Source organism: Natrinema versiforme, assembly GCF_005576615.1.
Classification (GTDB): domain Archaea; phylum Halobacteriota; class Halobacteria; order Halobacteriales; family Natrialbaceae; genus Natrinema; species Natrinema versiforme_A.
This window is the reverse complement of sequence record NZ_CP040330.1, coordinates 460,410-472,729: the sequence shown is the minus strand read 5'-3', so window position 1 is coordinate 472,729 and position 12,320 is coordinate 460,410. Positions and strand designations below refer to the sequence as shown.

General features: G+C 60.6%; 15 protein-coding genes. 8 read left to right on the top strand and 7 right to left on the bottom strand.

The window, feature by feature from the left end; genetic code table 11:
• Window positions 1–723, top strand: a complete 723-nt coding sequence (locus FEJ81_RS02300; protein ID WP_138243749.1) for a class I SAM-dependent methyltransferase — start codon at window positions 1–3, stop codon at window positions 721–723.
• Window positions 720–1,775, top strand: coding sequence for a prenyltransferase (locus FEJ81_RS02295; protein ID WP_138243748.1), 1,056 nt, complete (start codon window positions 720–722; stop codon window positions 1,773–1,775). Before FEJ81_RS02300 ends, FEJ81_RS02295 begins: the two co-directional genes overlap by 4 nt.
• An 88-nt stretch (window positions 1,776–1,863) precedes the next feature.
• On the opposite strand, the gene FEJ81_RS02290 is transcribed toward FEJ81_RS02295, so the two are convergent.
• Window positions 1,864–2,364: a hypothetical protein gene (locus tag FEJ81_RS02290; RefSeq protein WP_138243747.1), complete on the bottom strand. Its 501-nt coding sequence runs from the start codon at window positions 2,362–2,364 to the stop codon at window positions 1,864–1,866.
• A 518-nt stretch (window positions 2,365–2,882) separates the two neighbouring features.
• Between FEJ81_RS02290 and FEJ81_RS02285 the strand changes: the two genes are divergently transcribed.
• Window positions 2,883–3,980: a hypothetical protein gene (locus FEJ81_RS02285; protein WP_138243746.1), complete on the top strand. Its 1,098-nt coding sequence runs from the start codon at window positions 2,883–2,885 to the stop codon at window positions 3,978–3,980.
• A gap of 17 nt (window positions 3,981–3,997) precedes the next feature.
• Here the strand turns inward: FEJ81_RS02285 and FEJ81_RS02280 are convergent, their stop codons facing one another.
• Both FEJ81_RS02280 and FEJ81_RS02275 read right to left on the bottom strand, forming a co-directional pair.
• Window positions 3,998–4,675 carry a hypothetical protein gene (locus tag FEJ81_RS02280; RefSeq protein ID WP_138243745.1) on the bottom strand — a complete coding sequence of 226 codons (678 nt, stop codon included), beginning with the start codon at window positions 4,673–4,675 and terminating at the stop codon, window positions 3,998–4,000.
• Between the two features lie 288 nt (window positions 4,676–4,963).
• A complete protein-coding gene (locus tag FEJ81_RS02275) occupies window positions 4,964–5,233 on the bottom strand; it encodes an IclR family transcriptional regulator (RefSeq protein ID WP_138243744.1) in 270 nt (89 codons plus the stop codon).
• A gap of 229 nt (window positions 5,234–5,462) precedes the next feature.
• Between FEJ81_RS02275 and FEJ81_RS02270 the strand changes: the two genes are divergently transcribed.
• On the top strand, window positions 5,463–5,921 hold the full coding sequence (locus tag FEJ81_RS02270; protein WP_138243743.1) for a PadR family transcriptional regulator: 459 nt from the start codon (window positions 5,463–5,465) through the stop codon (window positions 5,919–5,921).
• On the opposite strand, the gene FEJ81_RS02265 is transcribed toward FEJ81_RS02270, so the two are convergent.
• A complete protein-coding gene (locus FEJ81_RS02265) occupies window positions 5,918–6,646 on the bottom strand; it encodes a class I SAM-dependent methyltransferase (RefSeq protein ID WP_138243742.1) in 729 nt (242 codons plus the stop codon). The two genes, FEJ81_RS02270 and FEJ81_RS02265, sit on opposite strands and share 4 nt — an antisense overlap.
• Window positions 6,643–7,722, bottom strand: a complete 1,080-nt coding sequence (locus FEJ81_RS02260) for an alkaline phosphatase family protein (RefSeq protein ID WP_138243741.1) — start codon at window positions 7,720–7,722, stop codon at window positions 6,643–6,645. The genes FEJ81_RS02265 and FEJ81_RS02260 overlap by 4 nt, the downstream gene beginning before the upstream one ends.
• 231 nt (window positions 7,723–7,953) lie before the next feature.
• Between FEJ81_RS02260 and FEJ81_RS02255 the strand changes: the two genes are divergently transcribed.
• Window positions 7,954–8,277 carry a DUF7853 family protein gene (locus FEJ81_RS02255; protein ID WP_138243740.1) on the top strand — a complete coding sequence of 108 codons (324 nt, stop codon included), beginning with the start codon at window positions 7,954–7,956 and terminating at the stop codon, window positions 8,275–8,277.
• 60 nt (window positions 8,278–8,337) lie between these two features.
• Here the strand turns inward: FEJ81_RS02255 and FEJ81_RS02250 are convergent, their stop codons facing one another.
• Together FEJ81_RS02250 and FEJ81_RS02245 are read right to left on the bottom strand one after the other, a co-directional pair.
• The gene (locus FEJ81_RS02250) at window positions 8,338–8,655 is read right to left on the bottom strand and encodes a hypothetical protein (RefSeq protein ID WP_138243739.1); all 318 of its coding nucleotides are present in this window, start codon (window positions 8,653–8,655) and stop codon (window positions 8,338–8,340) included.
• A gap of 99 nt (window positions 8,656–8,754) precedes the next feature.
• On the bottom strand, window positions 8,755–9,780 hold the full coding sequence (locus FEJ81_RS02245; RefSeq protein ID WP_138243738.1) for a zinc-binding dehydrogenase: 1,026 nt from the start codon (window positions 9,778–9,780) through the stop codon (window positions 8,755–8,757).
• 142 nt (window positions 9,781–9,922) lie between these two features.
• Between FEJ81_RS02245 and FEJ81_RS02240 the strand changes: the two genes are divergently transcribed.
• The 3 genes from FEJ81_RS02240 to FEJ81_RS02230 are packed head-to-tail and all read left to right on the top strand — an operon-like array spanning window position 9,923 to window position 12,320.
• Window positions 9,923–10,780 (top strand): ABC transporter permease, encoded by an 858-nt coding sequence (locus tag FEJ81_RS02240; RefSeq protein ID WP_138243737.1) that lies wholly within the window; start codon window positions 9,923–9,925, stop codon window positions 10,778–10,780.
• Window positions 10,777–11,700 (top strand): ABC transporter ATP-binding protein, encoded by a 924-nt coding sequence (locus FEJ81_RS02235; protein ID WP_324618336.1) that lies wholly within the window; start codon window positions 10,777–10,779, stop codon window positions 11,698–11,700. Before FEJ81_RS02240 ends, FEJ81_RS02235 begins: the two co-directional genes overlap by 4 nt.
• Window positions 11,697–12,320: a hypothetical protein gene (locus FEJ81_RS02230; RefSeq protein WP_138243735.1), complete on the top strand. Its 624-nt coding sequence runs from the start codon at window positions 11,697–11,699 to the stop codon at window positions 12,318–12,320. Before FEJ81_RS02235 ends, FEJ81_RS02230 begins: the two co-directional genes overlap by 4 nt.

Sequence of the window (12,320 nt, the reverse complement as noted above, 5' to 3'; positions counted from 1 at the left end):
ATGGAGACGATCGATTTCGATCGGCTGACGCTGACGCCGGGAATGCGCGTCCTCGATGTCGGCTGTGGCGAGGGCCGACACGTCCACGCCGCCGCCCTCGAGAACGTCGCGGAGGTCGTCGGCCTCGACCTCGAGCGGTCGAATCTGGAAGCGGCCCGAGCAGACTACGAGGAGTACATCGCCCCGGAGTCGGACGTGCCAGTCACCTTTCTGTCCGGCGACGCGCTTCGACTCCCCTTCGAGGACGGCGCGTTCGATGTCGTCTGCTGTACCGAGGTGTTAGAGCACCTCCCCGACTACGAGTCCGCGATCGACGAACTGCGTCGGGTCTGTGCGCCGGGCGGGACGCTCGCGGTCAGCGTCCCGCGGGAGGGTCCCGAACGCGTCTGCTGGGCGCTGTCCGACGAGTACCACGAGGTCGAGGGCGGTCACGTCCGCATCTTCGACCGCGAGGAGCTGCGGGCCGCCGTCGAACGGCGCGGGTTCCGGCGAGTTGATAGTCACTTCGCCCACGCGTTGCACTCGCCGTACTGGTGGCTGAAGTGTCTCTGGTGGGACCGCGACGAGCGCGGGGACCCGCCGCTGCCCCTGCGGGCCTACGACCGCTTCCTCGAGTGGGACGTGCTCGAGTCGCCCCGGCCGGTGCGATTGCTCGAGCGGGCGCTCGATCCCGCGCTGGGCAAGAGCGTCGTCTACTACTTCGAGTTGGAGGGGCAGGCGTGAGCGACGGCCCGTCGCGGGCGTCGCTTTCGGACTGGGGGCTCAAGCCGGCGGTCGACTACATCGAGCGCGTCCAGCGATCGGACGGGCTCGTGCTCTGGTACCCCGACGGGCCGGCGGACCCGTGGGATCACGTCGAGAGCGCGATGGCGCTGTCGGTCGCCGGCCGCCGCGAGGCCGCCGCGCGCGCGTACCGCTGGATTGCCGACGCACAGCACGACGACGGCGCGCTGTGGGCGACCTACGGCGACGCCGACGGCGAGGAGGGAGCCCACGACGGCGACGAGCCGCGCAAGGAGACCCACCGCAGCGCCTACGTCGCCGTCGGCGTCTGGCACCACTACCTGTGTACCGGCGACCGGGACTTTCTCGAGTCGCTGTGGCCCACGGTCCGGGACGCCCTCGAATTCGCGTGTCGCCAGCAGGCCCCGACCGGCGAGATCTACTGGACCGTCGGCGCGGACGGCGCGGTCTACGAGGACGCCCTGATCGCCGGCTGTGCCTCGCTCTACAAGAGTCTGGCCTGCGGCGCGGCCATCGCGGCCGAACTCGAGCGCGACGCCCCTCGAGACCGGTGGCTCGAGGCCCGCACCCGACTCGGGGAAGCGATCCGCGAGCGACCCGACCGGTTCGACCGCACGTGGGAGAGCAAGTCCCGCTACGCGATGGACTGGTTCTATCCCGTCCTCTGTGGCGTGGTGACCGGCGACCCGGCGCGGAACCGGCTCGAGGACGGGATGGATCGCTTTCTCGAGGAGGGGCTGGGCTGTCGCTGCGTCGCGGACGAGCCGTGGGTGACCGTCGCCGAGTCCTGCGAACTCGTGGTTTCACTTGCCGCGGTGGGGAGGGTGGAGCGTGCGCGTGAGATCTACGAGTGGCTGTTCCAGTGGACCGACGACGAGGGGGTCTTCTGGACGGGCTACCAGTTCGCGGACGAGGCGTTCTGGCCCGGCGAGCGGCCGACATGGACCGGCGGGGCCGCGGTGCTTGCTGCTGACGCGTTGTCGGGGCTGTCGGGTGGTGCGGATCTGTTTACTGATCCGCTATCCGAATGAACTGATGTTGATCCAGATGAAATTGAGGTCGAAGTGAGAAACTATTGAAACCGGACTTGAATTCTCATATCTTATCTCGACTATAGAACTAGCTATCTTGGTTCCTTTCCAAGGTTTCTATTGCTTCTCTTCGATGCTCATCAGTTATAGATAATTGTCTTACAAATACTTTTGCGTCATTCTCATTGATCTCTCCCCGATCGATGATACCACTAATATTGTCAGTCATACTATTTAATGTATTTAAGCTAGAATAATACTCCACTATCTTCTTGACTTCTTCTTTCTCCAACAATCCTAATTCATTCGACACATTTTCATATACTGTTTTATCTGCTAAGCCGTTCTCTGGCACCCTTTCTTGGTTTTTCACATACTCCATAGTATTTTGGAATACGCTTTTATTCTTATCACCATCTCCATCAATTTCTGTACTTTTCAGTTCTGTTATTATAGCTAATCGAATTCGTTCCTCTTTATTATTCATTCTTCGCTTATGTAATCCAAACGAAGAGAGTAAAGTTGCTGCAGCACCGATTATTCCGCCTACTGCGGCCGATCCCAGTGAAGTGACAATTTCACCGACCATCCAATATAGAATCTGAAAGTAGCCCTGTATAATAGTTCCTTAGGGTTGCCCCTATGGGGGTAATTGCGTGATGCGCGCTCTGCGCGCCGTGATGGGAAATCTGAGCAGACCGATATCGGACGTAATAGCCTGTCTACTCTACTGGTAGGATATCGCGGGCCCTCGATAACCGTGATTGCCGAATATGCCTACAAGGGTTTATCAGTAAAGCCGCGGCTATCCGTTAGCGGATACGACATCCACAAGATGACCTACTGATTATCTACGCACTGTCACTGCTCGCTTGGGAGCATAAGGAACGGAGAAAGAAGAACAGGCATGGGTCTCGCAGCCGAGGTTGCAGATCAACACGGTCTAGCAGTAAGTGACGCAATTCGGTAGTTTGAGTAGAGAACACTCGCAAGGCGACAGCACAAAAATTACAGGGAACCACCCATCTCCGTCCGAAAACCTTCGACTCTATCCCTACCTGAGAGATACACGAAAGAAATATACCCATCATCTTAAGATATATTGTTATGAAAAGATCAGATATCAGAGAATCAGATTTTGATAAACTATTCTTTATAGATAACCCTGCACATGGTCGCCTCCTTCCAATTTACCCAGTATATAGTCCTGAACACAATGGCAAGTATGATGATGATCTTGAAAACCCAGAGTGGTATAACTGGAAAGCCAACTCCAATGATCGCATCTATCGAGATCGAGGCGTTCTCGGTGAGGGGTTGTATTTCGCGAAGGAACCAGCAGGTAACTTGGATGTGACAATCAAGGCTGTGGATTTTTTGGTACAAACTTCTCTCCATCCTGAAATCCAGGAAAAGGTTCGATCAATCGTTCAGGATTTTATGAATATAGCGGCAGCCTTCTCAAAGATTGGCTTCTATCAAGAAGTTCGGAATGATACCGATTTGGATGTGCGGAGGCTTACAATAACTGAAGTTGAGTATATATTCACCGTTTGTAGAAGTGTCTATGACCTCTTCCAAGAAGTTTTTAGATGTGTCTGGGAGAGGATAGAACTTCATGAAAGTAGTGGTAATCAACTCCCAGAAAACTTTACGAAAATGGCTCTTGAGTCAAATGAACCGGTTCCTTCTGAGAAACTGGAAGATATCTATGGACTAAGCCCAGAATTGGCCAATGTGTATGAGTCATACGCTGCTATTTTCAACGATATCAGATCTTTTAGAAATGAAGTTATTCATGATGGAGTTGGTATTGAATTGATTCTTTCCACTGAGAAGGGATTTGGAGTCTCAATAGATCAGCCTCCCTTTTGTGATCTGGATGCTTGGGAAGATGATCAGATTGAGTCTCATGCAATAGTGTATAGCACGATTAGATCAGATGTGTCGGTCGCCGATGTTGCACCAATTTGGCCACCGATTTCAAAAGCAATACTATCTACTATAAGCTTGATGAATGATTTTGTGGATCGGTTAGAAGCTGAGTTCAATTTGCCGCCATATCTTGCTCCAGATTACGAAGTCTATATCCGGGGACACTATCTGAAAAATCTAACTAAGATATCAAATTTGATGCAGGAGGATCCATGGGGTCAAAGCATAGGGGCTACTATGGCCAAACATCTACCAAGTAAAGACCAGTGACCTCATTCTAATTTGTACTAGATCAATTCCACTATCTGAATAAGAGGCCCCACGATACCGAGTATAATTGAAATCCCTACTATAGCTCTCCAGAGGTTCTTAGCGTACCCGGCTTGGGAATCCTCTGTCTTAATTGCTACATATGGCCACAGTTTATGAATGGACCACCCAGCAGATACTATTGAGAGGCCGATCACGAGATTCATAGCATCATACACGGTGTATGTGTAATAAATTGGAACTCCAAACAAATACAATATATGACGTATCTGCGTACTCACGAGAAATCCCAATCCAAGAAACATTATCCCTAACCTAGGCCAGAAGTTAATATGGGACCTTATTTTGGAAAGTTCGTTTCTTCGGATGAAAATCTCTATCTCATCCTTTCTTCCGCTAACCCATTCATCATTTCCCTTCAGATATAATTTATTTGTGTCCCATTTTCCATTACCTCTTAGTTTAGCATGGCCGTGATCCGTACGAACGCTAAGAGCGAATTTCAAGATGTTATCTGGAAGAAATGGATTTGAGAACAAATTATCAAGGTTTTCAAACTCTCTAACGCCAGTTTCATCATGAACTTCGATCCGTATACTCGGATTCTCAGAACCTTTTACTATAACATCCACTAGCTCCCGGAAATGTTCCTCATCAAAGTGTATCGATTTGAGATTGATATGTTTTCGATGCATGTTCTTTAGTAGGAAGAGACTGAATATTGATAAATTATCGGAAATAGACTGTTTCGAGACGAATAAATTTGACTTGTATTGTAAGGCACCTCCCTGAGGTCATGTGTCAATAAAACCCGATTCCTGAATATGCATACGAACCGGGGTTTGTCGTGTACAGATTACGAATTAATCTTTCGATTGAACTGCCAATCATCTCGGAATTATCAATACGATCCGCTAGTTGTGGTCGGAAATAGTCTATTCAGCAAGTCGAAAAATAGGATTTCAGGGGTCGTGCGTACGATATCATTCTGATGGTTCAAGGTCGTCACTCTCTAATTCACCCTTGAGATAGGCGCGACCTTGATCCGTAATTCGGTAGTAGCCCCGTTCCTCGTCTACTTGCTCCAATAGGCCGTGGTCCACCAAAACTGGAAGGCGTCTAGTGATCGTAGATTTCGAAACGCCTTCCAAATTGAATTCTGCAACTGCTGGCGGGATAGCGATTCCTGCTTCCTCGAAGATTTCGAGAATTGCAGGATCAGACTTCGTCATCCACGAAACCAGCGGACGCATTCAGTTGGTGCTCACGCTTTCCAGTCATAACTTCAGGTGGCACGCAAGTGAATGGCAACATATATCCTCTTTATGAGTTCATATAGCGTCAAATATAAGCCTCATAACACCATTGCTCAGAGCAACGGAAGCCAACCGGACCCACGACTGCCCGATTTGGTCCTCGAGAGAATGCGGACCCGGTGTCACTACCACCGGCCCGCGTGGCTTCCGTACTCCACTGAAAGCCATGCCCGACGACGACTCGCGGGACCTTGAACCTCCCGCTCGAGCAGACGCATCGCCCCCAGACGATCCGATAACAGACGGCCGGCTCGCGTGGGTCGACCTCACCGGGTTCCAACGCGACTGTCTCGAGGCGATCGCCCGCTGCGAGCGCGACGACCGCTCGCGGTCTCCCGCGGGGCTCATCGCGATGCTCGAGCGCCGGTATCCGACGGTCAGTCGCGCCCGGCTCGAGCCGAATCTCCGCGCGCTCGTCGCCCGCGACCTCGTCGCGACGCGCGACGGACTGCTCGGCCGAACCATCGACTACCGCCTCACGGGTGCCGGGCGCGCGCTGCTGATCCAGCGCGCCGAACGCCTCGCGGTCCTCTGTGACCTGCGTGGGGAGCACGGCGACGCGGCGGACGAGGGGACCGCTCGAGCGGAGCGAGCGGACCAGACGGAGAGTCGAAACGAACGCTAGCGCGGCCGCCGCGCGATCCCCGTATCACAGACCACGCACGACCGGAGTCCGTTCGCGTCGGTGAATCGATCGAACAGCCGCGAGAGCCGCACGTCGTGACTCGCGAGGACCCCGCCGGGCTCGAGCCGCGACAGCGCCGTCTCGTACTCGTAGCGCATGTGGGGCAGCCGGTGGTCCGAATCGTGCAAGAACAGATCGAGCGGCCCGACGCGCTCGAGCAGGGTCGGAAGCACCTCACGCGCGTCCCCGCGATGAAGCCGCCAGCGGTCGCGACAGCGATCCGGAATTAGATGGCCGTACTCGAAGGGACCGGGCGGCCCGCCGGGCAGGTCTACCGCGTGCAGCGTCCCACCACCGTTTTCCGCCATCGCAGCCAGAATGTGCGCGTCGAAGGAGCCGAACAGCACCCCGGTTTCGACCGCGGTCTCGACCTCGAGCGCGCGACAGACCACGTACAGCGTCACCCCGTCGCGCCAGTGGGTCGTGTCAGTGGCGACGCCGGCGTCGTGAATCTCTTCGACGCGGTCGGCGTAGCTGTCGTGAAACCACTCGAGGTCGTCGTACTCCCGCTCGTACTCGCGAAGTTCGGCGGTCGACGCCGGAAGCACCGCGGCCAGCCGCTCGGCCCGCTCGCGGGTCTCCGCGCCGTAATCGAGTCGCCGACGCTCGAGACCAAGCCGCGCCTTGCGAAGGGCGTAGATCGCGTCTCGAAGAGCGCTCGTCACCGGTAGCCCAGCGCCTCGAGGCGCGACTCGATCTCGTCACCGCCGTCGGAACCGCCCGCTCCCGCCCCGCTTTCCTCGCGGATCTCCTCGGGGAGCGCGGGATCGCAGGTTCCCGTATCCCGTCCGTCGCGGACCGCCCACGGAACCCGCCGGAGCGCGGGGACCGGCGTTCCGGGCGGGTGCGACCAGACGCCGAATTCGCCGAGCCCGTTCCCGTGGTCGCTGGTCATCGCGACCCGCCCGTCGCAGTTCCCGAGCAGGCGCGCAAGGTCGTCTAACACCCACTCGAGGTTGTCCCGGTAGGCGTCCCAGACCGCTTCGAAGGAGAGGTCGCCGTCGCGCAGGCGCATCCACGGATCGTTCATCGAGTCCGTCTCGTCGTCGTCGCTCTCAGCCTCGGCTTCGGCCAGCGCCTCGAGGGCCTCGCGTTCGGCCGGCTCGAGATCCTCGAGATCGACCTCCTCGTCGTCGTCCTCCCCGTCGGTGAACTGCCCCCAGTGCTCGATATCGGCCGAGCCGAAGAACCAGCCCGGCCGCGACCGGAAGGGCGCGTGGGGCTGCATGTAGTGGACCAGCACGCGGTCGACGCCCAACTCCTCGCGGTTGCGCCAGATCGCGATCGCCGCGTCGGTCAGCGGCTCGGGTGGGATCGTCGAGATGTCGTCGTCGACCCACTCCTCGCGCCACGCCTCGTGGAAGACGCCGAAATCGTCGGCCGTGAGCGGGAGCACCTCGTCGGAGGTGACGAGGATGTGCTCACAGTCCTGCGAGGAGAAGGGGTTGCCGGTCACGTATGCGGTCCGGGCCATCGCCTCGCGGTGCTCGGGAGCGAAGGTCCGATCCATCCACTCGGCGGACTGAGAGCCGACCGACCACAGCGAGCCCACCGAGTCGGGGTCGGGAAGCGTCTCGTGGCCGGCCGCGGCGGCCTCGCGCATGAGATCGAGCCGGCAGCCGTCGAGGACACAGCAGACGTCCCACTCGCGCTCCCAGATCGGCGTCGCGGGAACGAGCCGCGAGAGTGCGTGCCCGATGCGGCCGGTCGCGATTTCCCCGGATAGCGTCGCGAAGTCCATCAGCGTCGCTCTGTGTGTTCACTGGTCGCGATTCTGTTAGTAGCTTTTGATCGAGAGACTGACTGTCCGCAGTCCCGACACGGACGATCGATCGGCTTCGAGTCCCGACAGGATTCGTGCGATCGACACCGGCGATCGAACCCAGCAACTATGGCATGCGGTAACAAGGCTTATTATGCCGCTGTTCGTAGCGTTGGTCGAGGACCGACGAACCCGGTCCCGTCTGACGAAATGAGCTCCTCACAACCGGAAACCGAGACGTACGAAGTCACGCTCTCCAGAGACGAACAATGGGTCGTCCACCACGTCCTATCGAACCGCCTCGACGAGGCCCTCGACGCGGACGGAACGCCGCCCGAGTGGGTACTCGAGGGAATCGAGACGCTCGAGGCGGGCGACGGAACGGAACGACTCACCGGCTCGCAGGCCGATCGGATCTATACCGAGCTCGCCGCGTACGTCGACCGGGAGGAGACGCCCGCCCGGGATGTCGACGACGGATCGGCCGTCCTCGACCTGCTCGAGGACGTCTGCGAAGCGGACGCGCAAGCGTAACGAAGCGATTTCTTTTCGCGCCGATCGACAGAGAGTAGGAAGCGCCGCAGAGACTCGTCTTCAGGGCCGCGTCGTCGCCCAGACGGCCGTAATCGCGAGCAAAACGGCGGGTGCGAGCGGCAAAATTAGCAGCGCGAAGCGATATCCTTCCGCACCCGGCGGGACGAGATAGATCGCGGTCGGAGCGACGAGAAACGCGACGATCAGCACGCCGACGAGGGTCCAGCCGCGCCAGTCGAACTCGCGGTCGGCCGTCGACGGGTGGGCCGGTTCCTCGTCGGGGCCGGCCGCCGGCCCGTCGGCTCCCCCTTCGCCGTCCGCGTCGGCGTCGAACGTCGCTGGATCGTGGACGTAACCGCCGTCGTCGCTCGAGGTCACTACTGGGGGTTTCGAGCGCGTCGTGAAAGCCCTCACGGTTGCCTGCCCTGACAGTTTCGAGCCGAAGGCGTGGCGGGTTCGACCGCCTCGGTCGCCCGCCTAGAGTTCGCTGTCCGGGCGGACGACGACCTTGCCGAACCCGTCGCGGTTCTCGATGATCTCGTGGGCGCGTGCCGTCTCGCTCATCGGCAGCTCCTCGCGGATCGCGGGTTCGAAGGTGCCGTCCCAGACGAGTTCCATCACGTCGTCGACCTGATCGGGCGTGGCCATCGTCGACCCGATGATCGTGAGCTGTTCCCAGAAGATGCGGGGAATGTCCGTCTCGGGGTTGCCGCCGCCGGTGCCGCCACAGGTCACGAGTCGCCCGCCCTTGGTCAGGCTCTTCAGCGAGTTCCGCCACGTCGGCGCGCCGACGTGCTCGACGACGACGTCGACCCCGCGGCCGTCGGTCTCCTCCAAGACCCAGTCCGCGAAGTCCTCCTCCTCGTAGTTACAGACGTGGTCCGCGCCGTGTTCCTCGGCGTACTCGAGTTTCTCCTCCGTGCTCCCCGTCGCGTACACCTCTGCGCCCGCGTAGTCGGCGATCTGTAAGGCGGCGTGGCCGACCCCGCCGCTTGCCCCCAGGACGAGCACCGACTCGCCGGCCTCGAGGTCGGCGCGTTCGATGAGCATCCGCCAGGCGGTTTGGAACACGAGGCAACTGGAGCCGGCGACCGACCAGTCGACGCCCTCGGGGACGGGAAGCAGGTTGTCCTCGGGGACGGCGGCGTACTCGGAGTGGACGCCCTGGACGTGCTCGCCGATGATGTGGAACTTCGGATCGAGGGTCGGGTCGTCCATCCGCAGGTCGCCGACGCCGGCCGAGAGCGCGACGCGATCACCCGGTTCGAAACGGGTCACGTCCTCGCCGACCTCCTCGACGACGCCGGCCGCGTCGCTGCCCGGTACGTGGGGCATCTCGAGGTCGATCCCCGGCATCCCGCGGCGCGTCCAGATATCGAGGTGGTTGAGCGCGGCCGCCTTGATGTCGACCAAGACCTCGTCCCGGCCGACCTCGGGGTCGGGGTACTCGCCGTACTCGATGACGTCCGTGTCGCCGTGCTCCGCGAATTGGACTGCCTGCATATACGCGAGCCAACGGAAACGGCGTCCATAACAGTTGGGCTACCAGCATGTGACGGCCGGCGAGAACCATACTTTGTACTGGAAAGTGACTTTGCGATGCAAAGGATTATCTGTCAGGCCGCCGTCGGGACGACGCGAAACGATGGCAATCGATACGCGAGAGATGCGCGGCACCGAACGGAGATCGACCGGGGGTCGGCGCGTCTGGCTCGAGCAGGCCGGTGCGTTCGCTCGCCGGAGCCTCCGGGAGGTCCGGAATAGTTGGCTCATGCTGACGTGGGTGATCGCGTTCCCAGCGATCATGTACCTGCTCCAGACGACACAGGGGACCAATGGGTCAGCCGTGTCCGACGCAACCGTCTCCATCGGAATCGGGATTCTGGGGTCGATGTTCGTCTGTCTCTTCGTCTTCGGGAATCAGCTCGCGACCGACCTCGAGGACCGGCGCTACGTGGCCTATCGCTCGATGCCGATCGCCCCGTCGGCCGAACTGGCCGGCCGAATGGCCGCCGGGCTCGTCCTCGCGGGGGGCGCGTTCGCCGCGACGATCGCCGCCGGACTGGCGACCGGCGCGTCCTACGGGCTCCGCGGCCCCGAATCGGTGCCGATCGCCCTCGCTGCCGGCGCGTTGACCTGTCTGTTCTGGATGGTCGTCGCGATCCCGTTCGTCGTCGTCGCCGGCAACGAGCGAGTCGCATCGATGACGACCACGCTTGTCGCCGTCGGAGGGTTCGTCCTCACCGGGCTCAACGGGACCGTACCGGCACAGTCGCCGATCGACGGGCCGGTACTGAACGTCCTCCCGAACACGCTCCCGACACGGCTGCTCGTCTCCCACCTCGTCCCGGCCGAGAACTGGACCGAACTCGGCGTCGCGCCGCCCGCGATGCCGACCGGGCCGGCGTTTCTCGCACTGCTCGCCGCGTACGCCGTTCTCGCGATCGTCGCCGGAACGATGCTCGTGAACCGAACGCTCTACGATCAGGGGTGGCTGCCGTGAGCGATCCGGTCGCGACCGCCAACGGTGTCAGCAAGTCCTTCGGCGAAGCGGGCGTCCTCGATGACGTCGATCTCACGGTCGAGGACGGAGAACTCCTCGTCCTGATGGGGCCAAACGGCGTCGGCAAGTCGGTGTTGCTCTCCTGTCTCGCCGGCAGCCAAACGCCGTCCGCGGGCAGCGTCGAGGTGTTCGGCGAACCGGCAACGGCCCGCTCGGACACGACGAGTTTCCTCCTGCAGGACGCGCTCGCACTCGAGGATCTCACCGGCCGCGAGAACGTCGATTTCTACCGCCGGCTGCACCCGCAGTTCACCGACGAGTGGCGCGACCACGTCGAGCGGCTGGGGATCGCCGACGACCTCGAGAAACCCGTCGCGGACTACTCGGGCGGGATGGTCCGGAAACTCGAGTTCGCGATCGCCGCCAGTATCGACGCGCCGCTGTACCTGTTCGACGAGCCGACCGCGGCGCTGGATCTCGCGACGATCCCGACGATCCACGAGCTGTTTCGCGAGAAACGCGACGCGGGGAAGACGATCGTCGTCGCCAGCCACCGGCCGATGAACGCGGACATCGCCGATCGGATCGCCTTCCTCGCCGACGGCCGGATCGTCGCGACGGGACCGCCCGACGAACTGTTGGCGTCGGTCCCGCCCGTCCTCGAGACGAGCGCGTCGAACGCGAGCGCCCTCGCGGACGCCGTCGACGGAGCCCCGTTCGCGGTGGCCGGGAACGTTCGCGGCTTCGTCCCACAGCGGTACGAAGAAGCCACTGCGGACAGCGGATCGATGCGCGACGCGATCGCGGACGCTGCGAGGATCGATCAGGCAGGCCTCGAGATCGTCGAACCGACCTACACCGACCTCTTTACGTACTACACGAACGGTGAGTCGACCACGACCGCCGCCGATCCACGATGAGCCGAGAGCTATCCGAGGATGTCGACGCGGACGCGCTCCGGACCGACCTCGAGGAGATCAAGGGAGCGATGGGGCTCGCGTCGGAGCATCCCTACTGGTGGCGGTTCTGGATCGTCGAGGGGATCTGTACCGGGATCGTCTTCGCCGTCGTCCAGTTCTGGCTCCGCGAGGGGTTCCGGCCGTGGATCGCCGTCGCGTTCGCCGGCGTGATCGCCGGCTGCGAACTCGCGAAGCGACGGGTCAGATCGAACTACCGGCCGCCGACAGGGGTGCCGGATCAGCGCCGTTGGGGACTCGCCGTCTTCGCTGGAACCGGCGTCTTGCTCGTCGGGCTCCGGCCCGTCTTCGAGAGCCTCGACGCGACGAACGCGGTCCGTCTGGCGCTCGTCTCGGCTGGGGCCGTCGTCGGCGTCGGCTACGTCCTTATGGGCCAGTTGCTCGCCGCGTACGATATCAGGGCCGTCGATCGGTACGCCTTCATCGGCGGTGGCGCGTGGATCATGGCCCTCTCCGCGGCGATTCCGTACGTCCCCCTCCTCGAGGGCTGGGAGTACGCCGCCCTCGGAGCCGGGATCGCACTGCACCACAGTGGAACCTACGCCGTCCTCTCACGCTATTAA

What these genes read in the sequence shown, in the direction of transcription:
- FEJ81_RS02290 (WP_138243747.1), bottom strand. Translation starts at nt 2,364, where the DNA reads ATGGTCGGTGAAATTGTCACTTCACTGGGATCGGCCGCAGTAGGCGGA.
- FEJ81_RS02300 (WP_138243749.1), top strand. Translation starts at nt 1, where the DNA reads ATGGAGACGATCGATTTCGATCGGCTGACGCTGACGCCGGGAATGCGC.
- FEJ81_RS02260 (WP_138243741.1), bottom strand. Translation starts at nt 7,722, where the DNA reads ATGGACTTCGCGACGCTATCCGGGGAAATCGCGACCGGCCGCATCGGG.
- FEJ81_RS02240 (WP_138243737.1), top strand. Translation starts at nt 9,923, where the DNA reads ATGGCAATCGATACGCGAGAGATGCGCGGCACCGAACGGAGATCGACC.
- FEJ81_RS02270 (WP_138243743.1), top strand. Translation starts at nt 5,463, where the DNA reads ATGCCCGACGACGACTCGCGGGACCTTGAACCTCCCGCTCGAGCAGAC.
- FEJ81_RS02230 (WP_138243735.1), top strand. Translation starts at nt 11,697, where the DNA reads ATGAGCCGAGAGCTATCCGAGGATGTCGACGCGGACGCGCTCCGGACC.
- FEJ81_RS02245 (WP_138243738.1), bottom strand. Translation starts at nt 9,780, where the DNA reads ATGCAGGCAGTCCAATTCGCGGAGCACGGCGACACGGACGTCATCGAG.
- FEJ81_RS02280 (WP_138243745.1), bottom strand. Translation starts at nt 4,675, where the DNA reads ATGCATCGAAAACATATCAATCTCAAATCGATACACTTTGATGAGGAA.
- FEJ81_RS02285 (WP_138243746.1), top strand. Translation starts at nt 2,883, where the DNA reads ATGAAAAGATCAGATATCAGAGAATCAGATTTTGATAAACTATTCTTT.
- FEJ81_RS02275 (WP_138243744.1), bottom strand. Translation starts at nt 5,233, where the DNA reads ATGCGTCCGCTGGTTTCGTGGATGACGAAGTCTGATCCTGCAATTCTC.
- FEJ81_RS02255 (WP_138243740.1), top strand. Translation starts at nt 7,954, where the DNA reads ATGAGCTCCTCACAACCGGAAACCGAGACGTACGAAGTCACGCTCTCC.